This is a genomic window from Shinella sp. 1A1 (assembly GCF_055379515.1).
Genome location: NZ_AP039672.1, coordinates 438827 through 459525 on the forward strand (window position 1 = coordinate 438827; position 20699 = coordinate 459525).

General features: G+C 65.9%; 15 protein-coding genes. 11 read left to right on the forward strand and 4 right to left on the reverse strand.

Going from position 1 to position 20699, the window contains the following annotated elements:
* Positions 1 to 23 precede the first annotated feature (23 nt).
* The 3 genes from ACZ48C_RS18780 to ACZ48C_RS18790 are packed head-to-tail and all read left to right on the forward strand — an operon-like array spanning position 24 to position 3732.
* Positions 24 to 1085, forward strand: a complete 1062-nt coding sequence (locus tag ACZ48C_RS18780) for an ABC transporter ATP-binding protein (protein ID WP_464783629.1) — start codon at positions 24 to 26, stop codon at positions 1083 to 1085.
* The gene (locus ACZ48C_RS18785; protein WP_464783630.1) at positions 1082 to 2722 is read left to right on the forward strand and encodes an ABC transporter permease; all 1641 of its coding nucleotides are present in this window, start codon (positions 1082 to 1084) and stop codon (positions 2720 to 2722) included. The genes ACZ48C_RS18780 and ACZ48C_RS18785 overlap by 4 nt, the downstream gene beginning before the upstream one ends.
* 32 nt (positions 2723 to 2754) lie before the next feature.
* Positions 2755 to 3732 (forward strand): extracellular solute-binding protein, encoded by a 978-nt coding sequence (locus tag ACZ48C_RS18790; protein ID WP_464783631.1) that lies wholly within the window; start codon positions 2755 to 2757, stop codon positions 3730 to 3732.
* A 116-nt stretch (positions 3733 to 3848) separates the two neighbouring features.
* On the opposite strand, the gene ACZ48C_RS18795 is transcribed toward ACZ48C_RS18790, so the two are convergent.
* Positions 3849 to 4724, reverse strand: coding sequence for a LysR substrate-binding domain-containing protein (locus ACZ48C_RS18795; protein ID WP_119255860.1), 876 nt, complete (start codon positions 4722 to 4724; stop codon positions 3849 to 3851).
* A gap of 205 nt (positions 4725 to 4929) precedes the next feature.
* On the opposite strand from ACZ48C_RS18795, the gene ACZ48C_RS18800 reads away from it, so the two are divergent.
* The 6 genes from ACZ48C_RS18800 (at position 4930) to ACZ48C_RS18825 (ending at position 13498) form a co-directional block, all read left to right on the forward strand.
* The gene (locus tag ACZ48C_RS18800; RefSeq protein WP_464783632.1) at positions 4930 to 6132 is read left to right on the forward strand and encodes a 2-aminoethylphosphonate--pyruvate transaminase; all 1203 of its coding nucleotides are present in this window, start codon (positions 4930 to 4932) and stop codon (positions 6130 to 6132) included.
* 18 nt (positions 6133 to 6150) lie between these two features.
* Positions 6151 to 7413 carry a phosphonoacetate hydrolase gene (gene phnA / locus ACZ48C_RS18805; protein ID WP_424547169.1) on the forward strand — a complete coding sequence of 421 codons (1263 nt, stop codon included), beginning with the start codon at positions 6151 to 6153 and terminating at the stop codon, positions 7411 to 7413.
* A gap of 94 nt (positions 7414 to 7507) precedes the next feature.
* Entirely contained in the window at positions 7508 to 8962 is a 1455-nt protein-coding gene (phnY, locus tag ACZ48C_RS18810; RefSeq protein WP_318914273.1) for a phosphonoacetaldehyde dehydrogenase, read from the forward strand.
* A 239-nt stretch (positions 8963 to 9201) separates the two neighbouring features.
* The gene (locus ACZ48C_RS18815) at positions 9202 to 10224 is read left to right on the forward strand and encodes a putative 2-aminoethylphosphonate ABC transporter substrate-binding protein (RefSeq protein WP_119255857.1); all 1023 of its coding nucleotides are present in this window, start codon (positions 9202 to 9204) and stop codon (positions 10222 to 10224) included.
* Between the two features lie 80 nt (positions 10225 to 10304).
* Positions 10305 to 11480 carry a putative 2-aminoethylphosphonate ABC transporter ATP-binding protein gene (locus ACZ48C_RS18820; RefSeq protein WP_464783633.1) on the forward strand — a complete coding sequence of 392 codons (1176 nt, stop codon included), beginning with the start codon at positions 10305 to 10307 and terminating at the stop codon, positions 11478 to 11480.
* Positions 11481 to 11482: 2 nt separating this feature from the next.
* A complete protein-coding gene (locus ACZ48C_RS18825; protein ID WP_464783956.1) occupies positions 11483 to 13498 on the forward strand; it encodes a putative 2-aminoethylphosphonate ABC transporter permease subunit in 2016 nt (671 codons plus the stop codon).
* 75 nt (positions 13499 to 13573) lie between these two features.
* Here ACZ48C_RS18825 and ACZ48C_RS18830 read toward each other — a convergent pair whose 3' ends face one another.
* A complete protein-coding gene (locus tag ACZ48C_RS18830) occupies positions 13574 to 14608 on the reverse strand; it encodes a GlxA family transcriptional regulator (protein ID WP_464783634.1) in 1035 nt (344 codons plus the stop codon).
* A gap of 203 nt (positions 14609 to 14811) precedes the next feature.
* On the opposite strand from ACZ48C_RS18830, the gene ACZ48C_RS18835 reads away from it, so the two are divergent.
* Both ACZ48C_RS18835 and ACZ48C_RS18840 read left to right on the forward strand, forming a co-directional pair.
* A complete protein-coding gene (locus tag ACZ48C_RS18835; protein WP_313192634.1) occupies positions 14812 to 15594 on the forward strand; it encodes a DeoR/GlpR family DNA-binding transcription regulator in 783 nt (260 codons plus the stop codon).
* 88 nt (positions 15595 to 15682) lie between these two features.
* Complete coding sequence (locus tag ACZ48C_RS18840) at positions 15683 to 18133, forward strand: GcvT family protein (protein ID WP_464783635.1); 2451 nt, start codon at positions 15683 to 15685, stop codon at positions 18131 to 18133.
* Between the two features lie 35 nt (positions 18134 to 18168).
* Here the strand turns inward: ACZ48C_RS18840 and ACZ48C_RS18845 are convergent, their stop codons facing one another.
* Together ACZ48C_RS18845 and pbfA are read right to left on the reverse strand one after the other, a co-directional pair.
* Positions 18169 to 19179 carry a 2-hydroxyacid dehydrogenase gene (locus ACZ48C_RS18845; protein WP_464783636.1) on the reverse strand — a complete coding sequence of 337 codons (1011 nt, stop codon included), beginning with the start codon at positions 19177 to 19179 and terminating at the stop codon, positions 18169 to 18171.
* Positions 19180 to 19216: 37 nt separating this feature from the next.
* A complete protein-coding gene (gene pbfA, locus ACZ48C_RS18850) occupies positions 19217 to 20578 on the reverse strand; it encodes a (R)-1-hydroxy-2-aminoethylphosphonate ammonia-lyase (protein ID WP_464783637.1) in 1362 nt (453 codons plus the stop codon).
* Between the last annotated feature and the right edge of the window lie 121 nt (positions 20579 to 20699).

Genomic DNA, 20699 nt, shown 5'->3' on the forward strand with positions numbered 1-20699 from the left:
TCAAAGACCAAAGAGGGGAAACCATGGGCATAGCGATTTCAAATCTCTCGGTGAAATACGGCGCCGAGACCGTCATTTCCGGCCTTTCCCTCGATATTCCCGAGGGCTGCTTCTTTACGCTGCTGGGCCCGTCCGGCTGTGGCAAGACCACGCTGCTGCGCACCATTGCCGGTTTCGCGCCGGCAAGCGGCGGCCAGATCCGCTTCGGTGGCCGCGACGTCACCGAGCTGCCGCCGCACAAGCGCGCCATCGGCATGGTGTTCCAGGATTACGCCCTCTTCCCCGACAAGACGGTCGCCGACAATGTCGCCTACGGTCTTCGCGCCCGCGGCGAAAAGGGCCCCGGCGTCGAGCAGAAGGTGAAGGCCGCGCTGGAGCGCGTCGGCCTCGGCCATGTGCTGTCGCGCCATCCGGCCGCCCTTTCCGGCGGCCAGCGCCAGCGCGTGGCGCTGGCCCGCGCCCTCGTCATCAAGCCGGCCGTGCTGCTGATGGACGAGCCGCTCTCCAACCTCGATGCCAAGCTGCGCGTGCAGATCCGCGAGACGATCATCGAGCTGCAGCGCGAGGCCAACATCACCACCGTCTTCGTGACGCACGACCAGGAGGAAGCCCTGTCCATGTCCGATCTCATCGGCGTGATGAACAAGGGCAAGGTCGAGCAGCTCGGCTCCCCGCAGCAGATCTATGCGACGCCGCGCACCGGCTATGTCGCCGATTTCGTCGGCGCGGCCAACCGCACCGAAGTCCCGGTCCGTCCCACTGCCTCCGGCCTTGTCGAGGTCGAAGTCGCCGGTACCCGCCTCGTGGCGACCGACGCGCTGGAAGGGCCGGCGGACAAGGGCCTGCTCGTCCTGCGGCCGGAAGACCTCGCGATTTCCGCGGCGCCCGTTGCCGGCCGGCAGTCGCTGCCCGCGACCGTCCGCGGCCGGCAATATCTCGGATCGCGCACCAGCTACAGCGTCGAATGCGCCGGCGGCCTCGTGCTCAATGCCGAGATGCACGGCGCGGGGCACGATGCCTTCCAGCCGGGTGCGTCCATCCACCTGGGCTTCGATCCCGCAGCCGCACGGGTGATCCGCGCATGAACCACTCGGCTTTCCGCACCCCCTGGCCCTGGCTTTCGGCCCTCGCGCTCGCCCTTCTCGGCGTCTTCGTGCTCTATCCGCTCCTCTATATCTTCACCGCGAGCTTCCTCGGCGAGGGCCGCTCGGGCTGGCTGCAGCTTCTGGAGGACCGGCAGAACCTTTCGGCCATCGGCAACACGCTGCTGCTCGCCACCGTCGTCACGCTGTTCTCGACGCTGATCGGCGTGCCGCTCGCCTATGTCTCGGCGCGCTATCGCTTCCGCGGCAAGCTGTTCATCACGCTGCTGCCGCTCATCACGCTCGTCATCCCGGAAGTGGTGACGGCGCAGACCTGGCTGATGATCCTCGGCAACAACGGTGTCATCACCCGGTTCCTGAAGGGCTACGGCATCTTCATCCCGAGCTTCTACGGCTGGTTCGGCCTCATCACCTCGATGAGCTTCATCTATTACACCTATGTCTATATCGGCACGGTGGCGGCCATCGGGAAGTTCGACGCGCAACTGGAGGAGGCCGCCCAGAGCCTCGGCACCGCGCCGGCCCGCTCGCGCATCCATGTCATGCTGCCGGTCATCCGGCCGGCGATCCTCGCCTCCGCGCTGCTCGTCTTCACCATGGTCATCGGCAATTTCGCCATCTCCACCATCCTGGGGCACAACGTGCGGCTGCTGTCGGTGGCGATCTACCAGGCGGCCGTGGCGGAGGGCGCAAGCAACCTCACCATGCAGAGCACGCTCGCCAGCACCTCCGTGCTGATCGTCATGGCCGTGCTGTTCCTCAACCGCCGCGTCATCGCGAGGGGCCGCTACGAGATCGTCCAGGGGAGAGGGGCCAGGCCGCAGCCGCTGAGGGGGGCGCAGGGCGTCCTCGTCAGCGGCGCGGCGGGCATCGTCGTCGCGATCTCGCTGCTGCCGCTCGTGACCATCGCGGTCGGCGCCTTCACGGTCTCGCGCGGACCCGTCATGCGCTGGGGCGAATGGACGCTCGACAACATGGCGCGCGTCTTCATCACGGCGCCCGGCCCGCTGGTCAACTCGATCCTCTATGCCGGCATCGCGACCGTCATCTCCGTCGCCTTCTCGACGCTGGTCAGCTATCTCGTCGTCAAGAAGCCGAACCTGATGACGCCGCTGATCGACTATGTCTCGGCCATTCCGCTGGCGCTGTCGGGCACGGTACTCGGCGTCGGCCTGCTCGCCTCGTTCAACGGCGGCTTCCTGGCGCTGACGGGCACGTCGACGATCATCGTGCTCGCCTACGTCATCCGCCGCATGCCCTTCGGCATGCGCAACGGCCAGGCGATCCTGCACAATATCCCCAACTCCATCGAGGAGGCATCGATCAGCCTCGGCTCGCCGCCGTTTCGCACCTTCCTGCGCGTCGTGCTGCCGATGATGCTGCCGGCCGTCGCCTCGGCCGCGATCCTGACATGGACGACGACGGTCTCGGAGCTTTCCGCCTCCCTGCTCGTCTATTCCGGCGGCCGCGAGACGCTGCCGATCCAGATCTTCCGGCTCATCGATTCCGGCCTCATGGCCTATGCCTCGGCCTATGGCCTGGTGCTCGTCGCCGTGATCCTCGTGCCGGTCGTCGTCGCCACCACCCTGTTCAAGGTCGACCTGTTCGCCTCGAAATGAAGCCCAGAACCAGAAGAAAGAGAGGAACTGCCATGAAGAAACTTGCCGCAACCACGCTCCTGCTCGCCGGCCTCGCCGCGGGCGCCGAAGCTGCCGACCCGGTGATCTACACCACCAATCCGGTGCCAGCCGTCGAAGCCGCGCAGGCCGTCATCAAGGACAAGGCCGGCCTGACGACGGGCATCATCACCGGCGGCAGCGGCGTGTTGCTGCGCCGCATCGAGGCGGAAAAGGCCGCCCCGCAGGGCGATGTCTTCTGGTCGTCCTCGGCCAACACGATGGGCGCCTTCAAGGACGTGCTGGAGCCCTATTCCTCGCCGGAGCTTTCCGTCGTTCCCGCGGACCTGCGCGTTGCCGACGACTATTTCCAGCCCGCGAACCTCCATGTCGTGACCGTGATGGTCAATACCGACCAGCTCGACGGCTCGCCCGCGCCCGCCGACTGGAAGGACCTTGCCGATCCCGCATGGAAGGGTCGTATCATCCTGCCCGATCCGGCAAACAGCTCGACGGGCTACACGATCGTCTGGGGTCTTTCCAAGCTCCTCGACGCGGAGACCTACAAGGCGCTCGTCGCAAACCTCGTCGTCTCCTCGTCGTCCTCGGCCGTGCCCAAGGGCGTCGCGATGGGCGAATATGCCGCCGGCATCACCTTCGAGACGAACAGCTACAGCTATGTGGATGGCGGCCAGACGGAGATCAGCATCGTCTATCCGTCGTCCGGCACCTTCACGACCCCGGAATATTCCGCTCTCGTCAAGGGCGCGCCGGCCGGCGACGATGCCAGGAAGGCCATCGACGCGCTGCTGTCCAAGGACGCGCAGATCGAGCTGCTGAAGGTCGCCTTCCGCCGCCCGAGCCGCACCGACATCAAGGTCTCCGACTACGTCAAGCTGCCGGAGCTTTCCTCGATCAAGGTCTTCAAGATCGATGAGGACGAGGCGGCGAAGAGCCGCGACGCCTTCCTCGCCGAATGGGTGGCCCTGCCGAAAGCCGGTTCGAGCGAATAACGGCCTCCGCGCAGGCAAGCCGGCGGAGGTCCGCACTTCAAGGCGTCGGCTTTCCTGCGATCCGGGGCGGCGTGCCGGCAATTCTCCTGCCGCACGCCGCTTCGGTCTGTCGAACGCTACGCCGGCGGCGCCGCCAGCTTGCGGGCGATGTCGAAGAAGGCGTTCACCAGCTTGCCGTTGGCGCGCTCGCGCAGGCAGATGAGCGCTTCGTCCATCCGCATCTCGGGTGCATCGATCTCGATCGGGATGAGGCGGTTGTCCTGTCCGAATTCCGCCGAGGAGACGAAGCCGACGCCGCCGCCGGCCGCTACGATCTCCCGCACGGCCTCGCGCCCTTCCGCCTCGATGAGCGGGACGAGCGGCACGCCGCATTGCGCCGCCATCATCTCCAGCTTCTGGCGGGTCTTCGAGCCCCGCTCGCGCATGACGAGGGGATGCTTTGCAAGCTCGGAGAACGAGAGCCGCCTTGCGTCGCCCAGCGGATAGTCGCGGCTGGTGAAGGCGATGATCGGCGTCGAGTTCAGCTTCAGGATATCGAAGTCGCTGGATTGCGGCACCTCGCCGAGCACGCCGATATCGGCCTCGTAGGCATGCAGGCTGGTGATCACCGTTTCCGTATTGCCGGCGTCGATCGAGACCTGCACGGAAGGATAGGCGCGGCGGAAGGCGGCGAGGATGTGCAGGAGGTGGTGGGCGGCGTCGGCGACGATGCGCAGCTTTCCCGCGCGCAGGGCCCGCGATTCCGACAGCAGGTCGAGCGCCTGCTGCTCGACGTCGAACATGCGGCGGGTGACCTCGAGAAGATGATGGCCCGCCTGGGTCAGTGTCACCTGCTTCTTGTTGCGGTTGAAGAGCAGGACGTCGTATTCCTCCTCCAGCTTGCGCACTTGGTCCGACACCGCGGGCTGGGTGAGGAACAGCGCCTCGGCGGCCCGCGAAAAGCCGCCATGGATCGCCACATTGTGAAAGGCGCGCAGTTGCACATAGCGCATGAGAACCGGCTTTCGATAAATTGAAGCTATGCGTTCATTAAGACGAACGATTTTACTTATGTAAAGTGGCGGAGTCTATTTGAACCGTCCAGGCTTCCCCTATGATCATAAATCCAATCGATAGATTGATACAAAAGAACGATTTTACATATATATCTTTCCGTCCCATTGTCGTCCCCGGATATGCCAAACGTGAGGACGGACCATGCCAACCACCGCTTCCGACAGGGCCAGCGCCCCCCTTGAGACGCCGCGACTCGGCGAGCCCTATCTTCTGACGCCCGGCCCGCTGACGACGGCCTATTCGGTCAAGGAGGCCATGCTCAGGGACTGGGGTTCCTGGGACGGCGACTTCCGCGCCATGACGGCGGAGCTGCGCCGCGAGCTGCTCGCCATCGCCGGCGACACGGCAGGCGAATTCGACTGCGTGCCCATGCAGGGCAGCGGCTCCTTCTCGGTGGAGGCCATGCTCGGCAGCTTCGTGCCGAAGGACGGCAAGGTGCTGGTGCTGAGCAACGGCGCCTATGGCAAGCGCATCGCCCAGACGCTTTCCTATCTCGGCCGCGCCCATGTGGTGATCGACAAGGGCGACTACATGCCGCCGCGCGGCACCGAGGTCGCTGCCGCGCTGGAGGCCGATCCGGCGATCAGCCATGTCGTCGTCGTCCATTGCGAGACCAGCTCGGGCATCCTCAACCCGCTGAAGGAGATCTCCGACACCGTCTATGCGCATGGCCGCAAGCTGCTGGTCGATTCCATGAGCGCCTTCGGCGCGGTACCGGCCGGCGTCAACGATTTCCGCTATGAGACGATCGTCTCCTCCGCCAACAAGTGCATCGAAGGCGTGCCCGGCTTCGGTTTCATCATCGCCCGCAAGAGCGAGCTGGAGGCCGCCAAGGGCCGCAGCCATTCGCTCAGCCTCGATGTCCATGCCCAGTGGGAACACATGAACAAGACCGGCCAGTGGCGCTTCACGCCGCCGACCCATGTCGTCGCCGCCTTCCTGGAGGCGCTGCGCATGCATCGCGCGGAAGGGGGCGTAACGGCCCGCGGCGCGCGCTATGCCCACAACCGTGACGTCATGGTGGCGGGCATGCGTGAACTCGGTTTCGAGACGCTGCTCGCCGACCGATGGCTCTCGCCGATCATCGTCACCTTCTTCAGCCCGGCCCATCCGGCCTTCGCCTTCGATCGCTTCTACGATCTCATGAAGGACAAGGGCTTCATCATCTATCCCGGCAAGCTGACGGTGGTGGACAGCTTCCGCGTCGGCTGCATCGGCCGCATGGACGAGCATGTCATGCGCCGTGTGGTGGAGGCCGCCCGCTCCTCGCTGGCCGAAATGGGTGTCGACAGCGCCGCCCCGCCGGCTATCGCCCTTGAAGAACGCAGCCGTCTCGCGGCCTGAAAGAGAATGGAAACCTCGATGAACCAGATGTCCAAGATCACCGTCACCGCCAATCGCCGCACCTATCCCTGGCCGAACGTCCCGGCCATCGCCATCTGCCTCGACGGCTGCGAGCCGGCCTATCTCGACGAGGCCATCAAGGCCGGCCTGATGCCGACGCTCGAGCGCATCCGCAAGACCGGCACGGAGCGCACCGCGCTCAGCGTCATCCCGAGCTTCACCAACCCGAACAACCTATCCATCGCCACCGGTCGCCCGCCGGCGATCCACGGCATCTGCGGCAACTATCTCTATGAGCCGGCGACCGGCAAGGAAGTGATGATGAACGACCCGCGCTTCCTGCGCGCGCCGACCATCTTCAAGGCCTTCTACGATGCCGGCGCCAAGGTGGCGGTCGTGACGGCAAAGGACAAGCTGCGCGCCCTTCTCGGCCACGGCCTGAAATTCGACGACGGTCGCGCGGTCTGCTTCTCCTCGGAAAAGTCCGACAAGTCGACCAAGGCGGAGCACGGTATCGAGAACGCCTCGGCCTGGCTCGGCCGGCCGGTTCCGGAAGTCTATTCGGCCGACCTCTCCGAATTCGTCTTCGCCGCGGGCGTGAAGCTCCTCAAGGAATTCCGCCCCGACGTCATGTACCTGACGACGACGGACTACGTGCAGCACAAATATGCGCCGGGCGTGCCGGAGGCCAATTCCTTCTACGAGATGTTCGACAGATACCTGACGGAACTCGACGCCCTCGGCGCGGCGATCATCGTCACCGCCGACCATGGCATGAAGCCGAAGCACAAGGCGGATGGTTCGCCGGACGTCATCTATGTGCAGGACCTGCTCGACGAATGGCTCGGCAAGGACGCCGCCCGCGTCATCCTGCCGATCACCGACCCCTATGTCGTCCATCACGGCGCGCTCGGCTCCTTCGCCACGGCCTACCTGCCCGAGATGGCGGACAAGGAGGAGATCATCGAGCGGCTGAAGGCGGTGGAGGGCATCGACGTCGTGCTCTCGCGTCCGGAAGCCTGCATCCGCTTCGAGCTGCCGGACGACCGCATCGGCGACATCGTCCTCGTTTCCTCGCAGAACAAGACGCTCGGCACCAGCGAGCACCGGCACGACCTTGCCGCGCTGAACGAGCCGCTGCGCTCGCATGGCGGACTCACCGAGCAGGCGGTGCCCTTCATCGCCAACCGCGTCCTGCCGGAACTCGCGTCAGCGGGCACGCTGCGCAATTTCGACGCCTTCTACTACGCACTCGTCGCGGCCGCCCAGCCGGCGCACTAGGGCATCCTGCGGCCGGGCGAAGCCGTCCGGCCGCATCAGGGAACATAGAGCGTTGCCGCAAGAGGAGAAGCGGACGCGCTGCGAGGAGAAAGTCATGACGAAAGTGGAAACGACGTTCGCGATCCGCCATGAGCCCATGCGGATCGCCGGCAAGGCGGTCGATACCGAAGGGCGGATCGAGGTGCGCTATCCCTGGAACGACGCCGTCATCGGCACGGTTCCGGCGGGCCATGCCGAGCATGCGAGAAAGGCCTTCGAGATCGCCGCGGCCTACCAGCCGAAGCTGACGCGCTACGAGCGCCAGCGCATCCTCCTCAAGGCGGCCGAGCTTCTGGTCGCCCGCAAGGAGGAGGTCTCCGACCTCATCACGCTGGAGCTCGGCATTTCCAAGCAGGATTCGCTTTATGAGGTGGGCCGCGCCTTCGACGTGCTGACGCTCTCGGGCCAGATGTGCATCCATGACGACGGGGAGATCTTCTCCTGCGACCTCACCCCGCACGGCAAGGCGCGCAAGATCTTCACCACCCGCGAGCCGCTGACCGCCATCTCGGCGATCACGCCCTTCAATCATCCGCTCAACATGGTGGCGCACAAGGTCGCCCCGGCGATCGCGACCAACAATTGCGTCGTCCTCAAGCCGACCGAGCTGACGCCGATGACGGCGCTCGTCTTCGCCGACATCCTCTACGAGGCCGGCCTGCCGCCGGAAATGCTCTCCGTCGTCACCGGCTGGCCCGGTGACATCGGCATGGAGATGATCACCAATCCGAACTTCGACCTCATCACCTTCACCGGCTCCGTGCCGGTCGGAAAGCTGATCGCCGCCCATGCCCAATACAAGCGCCAGGTGCTGGAACTCGGCGGCAACGACCCGCTGATCATCCTCAACGACCTTTCGGACGACGACCTCGCCCGGGCGGCGGACCTGGCGGTGGCGGGCGCGACGAAGAATTCCGGCCAGCGCTGCACGGCCGTCAAGCGCATCCTCTGCCAGGAACGCGTCGCCGACCGCTTCGTGCCGCTGGTGCTGGAGCGGGCGAAGAAGCTGCGGTTCGGTGATCCGATGGATCGTACGACGGATCTCGGCACGGTCGTTCACGCCAGGGCGGCGGAGGTCTTCGAGCGCCGCGTGCACAAGGCGGCGGAGGAGGGGGCCGAGGTGCTCTACGATCCCGGCCGCAGGGGGGCGCTCTTGCCGCCGATCGTCGTCGACCGGGTTTCCCATGCGAGCGAGCTCGTCATGGAAGAGACCTTCGCGCCGATCATCCCGATCGTGCGCGCGCCCGACGACGACGACGCGCTGATCGCGCTCTCCAATTCCACCGCCTTCGGCCTTTCCTCCGGCGTCTGCACCAACGATTTCCGCCGCATGCAGAAATACATCGCGGGCCTCAAGGTCGGGACGGTGAACATCTGGGAAGTGCCGGGTTACCGAATCGAGATGAGCCCCTTCGGTGGCATCAAGGATTCGGGCAACGGCTACAAGGAAGGCGTCATCGAGGCGATGAAGAGCTTCACGAACGTGAAGACCTTCTCCCTCCCGTGGTGATCCGGGCCAGCCCCTGCGGGATCACCTTTCGCTGGGAGCCGTTTCGCGCGGCTCCCTTTTTTGCGTTTGCGGCAGGATTCTTTCCATCGTTTTTATTTTCCGAACGATAAGAATAATAAATTTTACTTACCGAAAACCCCTGCCAGAATGCCTCGTGAAGCCGATTGTAAACAAGGGTGACGACAGATCACCCGCCGCGCTTCCCGGGTTTTTCCAGGTCTCCAGAGAGGATTTCCATCATGAACAGACGCATGCTTTTTATGCTTGCCGGCGCCATGTCCGCCGTGCTTCCGACCATTGCATTCGCCGAGACCGAACTGACGGTCTATACCGCCGTGGAGGCCGTCGACCTCGACCGCTACAAGGAGACCTTCGAGAAGGCCCATCCCGACATCAAGATCAACTGGGTGCGCGATTCCACCGGCGTCATGACGGCCAAGCTGCTCGCCGAGAAGGATAACCCGCAGGCCGACGTCGTCTGGGGCGTCGCCGCGACCTCGCTGCTCCTCCTCAAGACAGAGGGCATGCTGGAGCCCTACCAGCCGAAGGACGTCGAGGCGCTCGACAAGAAATTCGTCGACAAGGACACGCCGCCGAGCTGGGTCGGCATGGACGCCTATGTCGCCGCGCTCTGCTACAACACGGTGGAGGGCGAGAAGCTCGGTTTGACACCGCCGACGAGCTGGGAAGACCTCACCAAGCCGGAATACAAGGGCCATATCGTGATGCCGAACCCGGCCTCCTCGGGCACCGGTTTCCTCGACGTCTCCGGCTGGATGCAGATGTGGGGCGAGGAGAAGGCGTGGGGCTTCATGGACAAGCTGCACGAGAACATCTCCGCCTACACCCATTCCGGCTCCAAGCCCTGCAAGATGGCGGGCGCCGGCGAGGCGGTGATCGGCGTTTCCTTCGAATTCCCCGGCGCCAAGGCCAAGAGCGCCGGCGCGCCCATCGACATCATCTTCCCCTCCGAGGGCTCGGGCTGGGAGGCCGAGGCGACGGCCATCATCGCCGGCACGCCGAATCTCGAAGCCGCCAAGACGCTGGTCGACTGGTCGGTCACCAAGGAAGCCAACGAGATGTACAATGTCGGCTATGCCGTGGTCGCCTATCCGGGCGTCGCAAAGCAGGTCGAGCACCTGCCGGCGGACATCTCCTCCAAGATGATCGACAACGACTTCGAATGGGCCGCCAACAATCGCAACGCGATCCTGAAGGAATGGCAGAAGCGCTACGACGCCAAGTCGGAGCCGAAGAGCTGACACCGCTCGGCCGGGCGGGGCGCCGTCGCGCTCCGCCCATCCCGTTCTCCTGAAATCCCTGAAGCCAGCGGAGCTTGCCGATGAGACATGCCCTGTCGATCGAACCGACGCCCATCAGCCCGTCCCGGGTTGCCGAACGTGCGGCGGACCAGCCGGCCCCTTATCTGGAGATAACGGATCTGTGGAAGGCCTATGGCGATTTCGTCGCGCTGCGCGATATCTCGCTGAGCATCGCGAAGGGCGAATTCATCTGTTTCCTCGGTCCCTCCGGCTGCGGCAAGACGACCCTGCTCAGGGCCATCGCCGGCCTCGACCTTCAGACCAAGGGCACCATCCTCCAGGACGGTCGCGATATCTCCACCCTGCCGGCCTCCAGCCGTGACTACGGCATCGTCTTCCAGTCCTATGCGCTCTTCCCGAACCTGACCATCGAGCAGAATATCGCCTTCGGCCTCGAGAACACCGGCCGCCCCAAGGCGGAGGTCGCTGCGCGGGTCGCCGAGCTTCTGGAGACAGTCGGCCTGTCGGCGCATGGCAAGAAGTATCCCGCCCAGCTTTCCGGCGGCCAGCAGCAGCGCATCGCGCTTGCCCGCGCCATCGCCATTTCGCCGGGTCTCCTCCTGCTCGACGAGCCGCTTTCGGCGCTCGACGCCAAGGTGCGCGTGCATCTTCGCCATGAGATCAAGGCGCTGCAGCGCAAGCTCGGCGTTACCACCATCATGGTGACGCACGACCAGGAGGAAGCGCTCGCCATGGCCGACCGCATCGTGGTGATGAACCACGGCGTCATCGAGCAGGTCGGCTCGCCCACCGAGATCTACCGCCATCCCGAAACCCTCTTCGTCGCCGACTTCATCGGCGAGACCAACCAGTTCCCGGCGAAGGTCGCCGCGGATGGCGAGGTCGAGATCGGCCACTCCGCCTTCCGCTGCCCGACGGGCGATTTTGCCCCCGGCGCGACCGCGACCGCCGTCGTGCGACCCGTCGACATCATTCCGCACGGCGCCGACGCGCATGCGGCCAACGCCGTCGACCGGCCCTCGACGCCGCAGAACCTGATCGACGCCGAAGTCCGGGAAATGGAGTTCCTCGGCATGTTCTGGCGCACACGGCTGACCGCACCGCGGCTCGGCGAGCGTACGCTCGTCGCCGACTTCTCGGTCAATGCCGTGCGGCGTCTCAGCATCGAGACGGGCGGCGTCATCCAGGTGGAGATCCCGCGCGAGCGCCTGCTGCTCTATCCGAGGAGCGCATGACGATGAGCCTCGCCCTCGAAACGCCCCATCTGCCGCTCGCCGGCAAGCGGCTGCGGCAGCAATCCTCCCGCGATGACCGTATCAAGCTCGGCTTCATGGCCGTCATCGGCCTCTACCTGATCGTCGCGCTCGGCGCGCCGCTTTTCGTCATGCTGTCGAAGTCGCTGTCGACCTATCGCTTCGACCTTGCGGCCTTCGAGTTCCAGGTCAGCGACGAGACGGGCGCCAACTGGGGGCCGGTCGTCAGCGCCGCGCAGTTGAACGAGACGCTCGGCGCGGTGCCGGAAAGCGAGCTTTCCAGCAATTCCGACGGGCGGCTGGCGGCGACGAAGTTCTTCCCCGAATTCAAGTTCCGCAGCCCCGTGCACTACCGCATCCGCGGCACGACCGCCGATGCGGCCTTCCTCGTCGGCTCGACGCTGGAAAAGGGCACCGAATGGCGCGACTACGATTCCGGCACCTTCCGCCGCGTCGTGCTGCGCCCGGCACGCGGCCTCGGCCTCGATAACTTCGTGGCCTATTTCTCCACGCCGGCGCTCGCCCAGTCGATCTACAATTCGGTGCTGATGGCGGCCATCAGCACGGTCTTCACCGTCGCCATCGCCTTCGCGCTCGCCTATGGACTGACGCGGAGCTGCATGCCGCTGAAGGGGCTCTTCCGCGGCGTCCTGACGATCCCGATCCTCGTGCCCTCGTTGCTGCCGGGCATCGCGCTCGTCTATCTCTTCGGCAACCAGGGTGTCTTCAAGGACTGGCTGATGGGCTATTCCATCTACGGTCCGATCGGCATCGTCATCGGCTCGGTCTTCTTCACCCTGCCGCATGCCTTCCTGATCATCCTGACGGCGCTTTCCGTCGCCGATGCGCGCCACTACGAGGCCGCCGCCTCGCTGAAGGCCAGCAAGTGGCGCACCTTCACCACCGTCACGGTGCCCGGTGCGCGCTTCGGTCTCGTCTCGGCCGCCTTCGTCGTCTTCACGCTGGTCATCACCGATTTCGGCCTGCCCAAGGTGATCGGCGGGCAATATGGCATGCTCGCCGTCGACATCTACAAGCAGGTGATCGGCCAGCAGAATTTCGAGATGGGCGCGGTCGTCTCCGTCATCCTGCTCGTGCCGGCCATCCTCGCCTTCGCCGTCGACCGGCGCATGCAGAAGCGGCAGGTGGCGCTGCTGTCGGCCCGCGCCGTGCCCTATGCGCCGAAGCCGAATGCCCGCACGGACGCGATCTGCTTTGCCTTCGCCTGCCTCGTCAGCCTCTTCATCCTCGGCATGATCGCCATGTGCCAGATCGCCGCCCTGGTGAAATTCTGGCCCTACGACCTGACGCTGACGACGAAGAACTTCGCCTTCGACCTGATGGACGGCGGCGGCTGGGAAGCCTATGGCAATTCGATCAAGCTGGCCTTGCTGACGGCGCTGTTCGGCTCGCTCGTCGTCTTCGCCGGCGCCTATATGGTGGAGAAGGCGGACGGCTTCCGCCTCGGCCGCGGCCTCTTCCATTTCCTGGCGATGATGCCCATGGCGGTGCCGGGCATGGTGCTCGGCCTTGCCTATATCTTCTTCTTCAACAATCCGGCCAATCCGCTCCATCCCATCTACGGCACGATGGCGATCCTTGTCGTCTCCACGGTGACGCATTTCTACACCGTCGCGCATCTGACGGCGCTGACGGCCCTCAAGCAGATGGATCCGGAATTCGAATCCGTCGCCGCCTCGCTGAAGCAGCCCTTCCACCGGCTGTTCTTCCGGGTCACGGTACCGGTCTGCCTGCCGGCGATCCTCAACATCGCGATCTATCTCTTCGTCAATGCGATGACGACGGTCTCGGCGGTGGTCTTCCTCTATTCCACCAACACCAAGCTCGCCTCGGTCGCCGTGCTCAACATGGACGATGCCGGCGACATCGCCCCGGCAGCCGCCATGGGCATGATGATCTTCTACACCAATGTCGCCGCCAAGCTCATCCACGCGCTGGTCGCCCGCGGCCTGCTGGCGCGGACCCAGGCATGGCGCTGACGCCGGCGTCGAAGGTCGCATGAAAAAGGCCCCTCTCCATCGCGGATGAGGGGCCTTTCCTTTGGGGGACCTGTTTCAGGCGACGTGCCGTTCCTCGTCGCGGCGGCTCTCGGGAAGGGACCGCCGCTCCACTTCGGCAAGGCGCGTTCCCTGCGGCGTGCAGCCGTAGCGCTCGCGATAGGTGCGGGAGAAGTGCGAGGCGGTGGAGAAGCCGCAGGCCATGGCGATCTCGATGACGGGCAGCGACGAGGTGGCGAGCAGCAGATGCGCCCGCTCCAGCCGCAGGTCGAGGTAGTAGCGCGCCGGGGTGCGGCCCATCTCGCGGCGGAAGAGGCGCTCCATCTGGCGGCGCGAAAGCCCGCTTGCCGGCGGCATGTCGGCGAGCCGCAGCGGTTCGGAAAGGTTGGCCTCCATCTGCTGGATGATGCGGATCAGCAGGGCGTTGTCGATGCCGAGGCGGGCCTGCAGCGGCAGGCGCTGGCGTTCGCCGGCTTCCCGCAACTGGCCGCAGAGCGCCACCTCGCAGATGCGGTTGGCGACGTCCTTGCCGAGGTCCTGCTCGATGATCTCAAGAAACATGTCGAAGGACGCATTGCCGCCGGCGCAGGTATGGAGATCGGCGTCGATCTCGAATGTCGTCTGGCGGGCCTTTGCGGCGGGGAAGCGCTCGGAGAAATCCGGGAAATGCGCCCAGTGCACGGCGCAGCGCCGCTCGTCGAGAAGCCCGGCGCGGGCGAGCGGATAGAGCCCGCCGGCAAGGCCGGCCAGCGGAATCCGGCTGCGCCGGCAAAGTCGCAGCCACGCCTCCAGCGGCCGGTCGGGCGTGGGGATCGCGCTGCCGCCGCAGACGACGGCGAAGCGCGGCGCCATGCCCGGCCGGCAGAGCCATTCGCGCGCCTCGGCGAGGGAAAAGTCGGCGGCGACGCGCATGCCGCAGGAAGAGCTTGCCGGCCGGCCATGCACCGTCACGACCTGCCAGTCGTAGACCGGGCGGCCGGCGACCTCGTTGGCGATGCGCAGGGCGTCGAGCGCTCCCGAGAAGGCATGCAGCGCGAAGCCGTCGACGAGGCAGAAGATGAAACGGCTGCCGTCCATGCGTGCCTGTTGCATTGTCTCCTCCCGGTCGTGAAAAACGATTTAGGGCAGAATGGAAAGAATTATTACATAATGCAACATAAAAAGACATTTCAGCTATGTGTTTTTGGCGAAACATAGCCTCGATTGTCACAATTCATCGCCCGAATGAGCCGGGTTTGCGCGGTCGATGTCACGCCCGGCTTGTCAAAGCGACAAAAATGATCGCAGATATCGTCATGTCCGGTTCCCAGAACACACGCGCCCTCGCTCCCCGCCGCCATGGCGAAATCCTGCGCCGCCTTGCGGCGGACGGCACGGTGAGCATCACCGAGCTTGCCGATTTCTTCGACGTGTCGCGGCAGACGATCCGCCGCGACCTGAAGCTTCTCGCCGAGCGCGGCCAGCTCGACCTCGTGCATGGCGGGGCGACGCTGTTCGAGGCGACCGAAGCGGCCTTCACCGAGCGGCGCGAGGAAAATGCCGACGCCAAGGCGGCGATAGGCCGCGCCGCCGCCGGCCTGGTGCGCGACGGCATGGTCGTCTTCCTCGATTCCGGCACGACGACGCTCGCGGTGGCGCAAGCCCTTTCCGAGCGGAAAAACCTCACGATCTGCACCACTTCGCTATCCGTCGCGCTTCTGATGTGCCGCCAGCCGCAGGTGCGGGTGCACATGCTCGGCGGTGAGATCGACCCGGACGAGGAGGCCTCGGTCGGCATCGACGCGCTGGAGGCGATCGCGCATTTCCGGGTCGATGTCGCCTTCCTCGGCGGCGGCGGCCTGTCACCGGACGGCGAGGTGACGGACTTCACCCGCAGCGGCGCGGAGCAGCGCTCGCGCATGGCCGAAACGGCGAACCGGGCCTATTTCGTGCTCGACAGCTCGAAATTCGGCCGGTTGACGCCGTTGCGCATTCCGCGCTTCGAGGCGGCAGCCGGCGTGATCGTCGACCGCCGCCCGCCGGAGGCCATCGCCGAGGCGCTGGAGCGGAGGGGGCCGGCCCTGATCGTTTCCATGTGACTAAATGTAATATTTTGTAACTTTCTGTCTTGTTCTTTGGCGATGTTTTGGTACCGTGCGGCCTTCCATGGTTTCGGGAGGTCGTTTCATGGCGCAGGAATTTCCAACACAGGCGCAGGTCGTCATCATCGGCGGCGGCATCATCGGCTGCTCGGTGGCCTATCACCTGACGAAGCTCGGCTGGCGGGATGTCGTCCTGCTGGAGCAGGGCCAGCTCAGCGGCGGCACCACCTGGCATGCGGCCGGCCTCGTCGGCCAGTTGCGCAGCCATGCCAACATGACGAGCCTCATCAAATATTCCACGCAGCTCTACAGTGAGCTGGAGGCGGAGACGGGGCTTGCCACCGGCTGGAAGAATTGCGGCTCGCTTTCCGTCGCCCGCAGTGCCGACCGGATGACCGTGCTGAAGCGCACCGCCGCCTCCGCCCGCGCGCAGGGCGTGGAGATCGAGGTGATCTCGCCGAAGGAGGCGCAGGACCTCTGGCCGGTCATGGCGATCGACGATCTTGCCGGCGCCGTCTGGCTGCCCGGCGACGGCAAGGCCAATCCGACCGACCTCACGCAGTCGCTCGCCAAGGGCGCGCGCAGCCGCGGCGCCCGCATCATCGAGCGCGTGCGCGTCACCGGCATTTCCACCGCGAACGGCGCGGTCACGGGAGTCGAGACGGATCGCGGGGCGATTGCCGCCGAGATCGTCGTCAACTGCGCCGGGCAATGGGCGCGCAAGGTGGGGCTGATGTGCGGTGTTCCGGTGCCGCTCCATTCGGCCGAGCACATGTATATCGTCACCGGCCGCATCGAGGGCGTGCATCCGGACCTTCCGGTGATGCGCGATCCCGACGGCTATATCTATTTCAAGGAGGAGGTCGGCGGCCTCGTCATGGGCGGCTTCGAGCCGGAAGCCAAGCCCTGGGGCATGGCGGGCATTCCCGACGACTTCGAATTCGCGCTCCTGCCGGACGACTGGGACCAGTTCGAGATTCTCATGCAGAGCGCCTTGCAGCGCGTGCCGCAGCTTGCGACCTCGGAGGTCAAGAAATTCTACAACGGCCCGGAAAGCTTCACGCCGGACAACAATTTCATCCTCGGCGAGGCGCCGGAGCTGAAGAACTTCTATGTCGGCGCCGGCTTCAATTCCATGGGCATCGCGAGCGCCGGCGGGGCAGGGCGGGCGTTGGCAGAATGGATCGTCAACGGCGCGCCGACCATGGACCTCTGGCCGGTCGACATCCGCCGCTTCGCGAACTTCAACAACAATCCGCGCTGGCTGCATGATCGCGTCAAGGAAACGCTCGGCCTGCACTATGCCATGCCCTGGCCGAACCGCGAACTGGACACGGCGCGTCCCTTCCGCCGCTCGCCGCTCTATGACCGGCTGGCCGCCAGGGGCGCCTGCTTCGGCTCGAAGATGGGCTGGGAGCGCGCCAACTGGTTCGCCGCCGAGGGCGAAGCGCCGGTGACGGACTATGCCTTCGGCCGGCAGAACTGGCATGAGGCGGTGCGGCGCGAGATGAAGGCGACGCGTGAGGCCGCCGGCCTCTTCGACCAGACTTCCTTCGCCAAGCTGCTCGTGCAGGGCCGCGACGCCGCGACGGCGCTCAACCGCATCTGCGCCGCTGAGATCGATGTCGAGATCGGCCGCTCCGTCTATACAGGCATGTTGAACGAACGCGGCGGCTATGAAAGCGACCTGACGGTGATGCGCCTTGCCGCCGACCGCTTCCTCATCGTCACCGGCTCGGCGCAGGCCGTGCACGATGCCGACTGGATCCGCCGGAACATCCCGGCCGACGCCCATGTCACGCTCACCGACGTCACCTCGGCCTATGCGGTGCTGGCGCTGATGGGGCCGAAGTCGCGCGACATCCTCGGCTGGCTCACCTCCGCCGATCTTTCCGGTGAGGGTTTCCCCTTCGCCACCATCCGCGAGATCGATATCGGCTATGCCACGGCCTATGCCAACCGCATGACCTATGTCGGCGAGCTCGGCTGGGAGCTGATCGTGCCGACGGAATTCGCGGTCGGTGTCTACGAGGCGCTGCAGGAAGCCGGCCGGGACCTCGGACTCGTCGATTGCGGCTACTATGCGCTGGAGGCGCTGCGCCTGGAGAAAGGCTACCGCGCCTGGAGCCGCGAGTTGACACCGGATATCGACCCCTGTCAGGCTGGCCTTGCCTTCGCGGTCGCGCTGGACAAGCCCGGCGGCTTCATCGGCCGCGATGCCGTCGCCGCCGCAAAGGCGAGGGGAACGCCCTCGCGCCGCATCGTGCAGTTCACGGTGGACGATGCCGGGCCGATGCTATGGGGTGGCGAGCTGATCCTGCGCGACGGCAGGCCCGTCGGGGAGGTCCGCTCGGCGGCCTACGGGCATACGCTCGGCCGCTCGGTCGCGCTTGCCCTCATCGAGCATGCCGATGGCGTGGATAGGGCATTCCTGGAGGGTGGCCGGTTCGAGGTCGAGCTTGCCGGTGAGCGCTTCGCCGTCACCGCCCATCTGGCGGCCGCCTACGATCCGAAGGGTCTGCGGGTCAAGGCATAGGCTTCGGGCGGGGTGCGCGCCACCCCGCCTTTCCTTCAGGCGAACCGCACATTGCTTTCCTGCGCCCGCAGGCGCGGATCGTGTGAGCGGATCTCGACGGGCCTTCCGTCCAGGATCTCGAAACATCGCGCCAGCGTATCACCGCTGAGGCGCTGCATCGCCTCAGCGGTGAAGAACGCCAGATGCGGAAGGAGGATCGCGTCCGGGCGACCGAAGAGCGGGCTCAGCGTATGCCCTGTCTTCGCCAGCGGCTCCTCCTCGTAGACGTCCAGCCCGACGCCGCCGAGACGGCCGGCCAGCATGGCCTCGACCAGTGCCGTCTCGTCGACCAGGGCCCCGCGCGAGACGTTGACCAGCACTGCCGACGGCTTCATGCAGGCAAGCGCCGCGCGGTCGATCATATGGCGCGTCGACGGGCTGAGCGCCATGTGCAGCGAGACGAAATCGCATTGCCGCAGCATGGCATGCAGGTCGTCCGCCTTCTCCACGCCATGGCCGGCCATGACGGACGCCTCGACATGCGGATCGAAGCCGAGGACCCGTGCCCGGAAGCCGGCAGATGCCATGCGCGCCATGCTGCGGCCGATCTTGCCCATGCCGATCAGCCCCACCGTCGCGCCCGCGATATCGCGGCCGAGCCAGCGGGGTTCCGGCCAGAGCCAGCCGTCGCGCTCCATCGCCCGGCCGATCTCGGGCAGGCGCCTGGCAAGGGCGATCATCAGGGCGAAGGCCGCCTCGGCCACGGTCTCCTGCGCATAATCCGGCACGTTGACGACGGGAATGCCCCGCGCCATGGCCGCCGGTATGTCGATGGCGTCGATGCCGACGCCATATTTGACGATGCCCTTCAGCCGCCGCGCCGCGGCGATGACGGGCGCGGTGATCGGCGTATAGCACATCAGGAGGAGATCGGCCTCCGCCACCTCCCGCATCAGTTCCTCCTGCGGGATGTCGGCCGGCAGGGTGACGAGGTCGACGCCCCGTGCCCGCAGGCCGGCGTCGATGTCGGGGCATTCGAGTTCCCGGTCCGTACGGACGGCTTTCATAGGGTATTCTCCCGTGCTTCGTTGCATTCCGTCCTCCTCATCCCGCGTGGATTGCCGCTTCGACGATGGTGAGCGCCCGGTCGAGATCCTCGCGCCCGATCACCATGGGCGGGGAGAGCGTCATGACGTTGCCCTGGCTGATCTTCAGGCTCAGCCCCGCCTCCAGGCAGCGGTAATAGGCCCGTTCGGCGAGCCCGTTGTCCGGCGTGAAATCCGCGCGGTCGGATACGAGCTCGACGCCGAAGAGCAGGCCGCGCCCGCGCACGTCGCCGATGGCGGGGCAGCGCTCCGCGAAGGTGCGAAGCCGCTCCATCGCATAGGCGCCGAGTTCGGCGGCCCGCTCGGCAAGCCCTTCCTCGCGGATGATGGAGATCGTCGTGAGCGCCGCGCGGGTCGTCACCGGGTTCTTTTCATGGGTGTAGTGGCCGATGGCATAGTCACCCGCCACGTCGAGGTCCCGCCGGGCGACGATGCCGGCAATCGGCAGCACGCCGCCGCCGAGCGCCTTGCCGAGCACGAGGATGTCGGGCACGACCTCGTCATGCTCGCAGGCGAAGAAACGGCCGGTCTTGCCGAGGCCCGTCGGAATCTCGTCGAAGATCAGCAAGGTCCCGTGCCGGTCGCAGGCCTCGCGCACCGCCTTCCAGAAGCCCGGCGCCGGCGGATTGGGCGTCGCGCGCATCGGCTCGGCGACCAGCGCGGCGAAATCGCCCTCACGGCCAAGCACATAGGAGATCATGCTGGCGCAGGCCTTGGCGGAGCGTTCGAGATCGTCCTGGCCGTAGGCGCAGCGGCGGCTTGCCCAGGGCGCGACATGCTCGGCCCCCGGCAGGAGCGGCCCGGCGATGCCCGAGCGGAAGGTCGCCTCGCCGCCGACGCTCGACGCACCGAAGCCCGCGCCGTGGAAGGCGTCCCAGAAGGAAAGGGTCTTGAAGCGCCCGGTCGCGGCGCGGGCGAGCCGCAGCGCGACCTCGATCGCATCGGAGCCGCCCGTCGTGAACAGCACCTTGCCGAGATCGCCGGGCGCCAGCCGGCCAAGCGTTTCCGCCAGCTCGACCGCCGGCTCGCAGGTGAAGCGGCGCGGTGCGAAGCTGAGTGTGTCGATCTGCTCCTTGATCGCCTGCCTCAGCCGCGGATGGCCGTAGCCGATATGGTGCACGCTGTTGCCATGGAAATCCATGTAGCGCCGGCCGGCGGTGTCTTCGATCCAGATGCCTTCCGCCTTTGCGATGGCGCTGAGGCAGGGGCTGGAAAGGCTCTGGTGCAGGAAGGCGGCGGCGTCGCGCGAGACGAGGTCCTGCGTCCGCCCGTCCCCGAGGCGCGCATTCCAGGCCCCGCGTGCGGCGGATGTATTGGCCTCGCCTTCCGTGTGAACCAGCGTGGATGCCGTAGTCTTCATCGCTATCTCCGATCCGTCTGCCTGCGACAGGAGAGCTATCGCATCGTTCGGTTTGCAGATAAAATCGATATTCTCGACAGCAATGAAGAATTCATCGATACTGCGGCCTCCACGAAAGGCC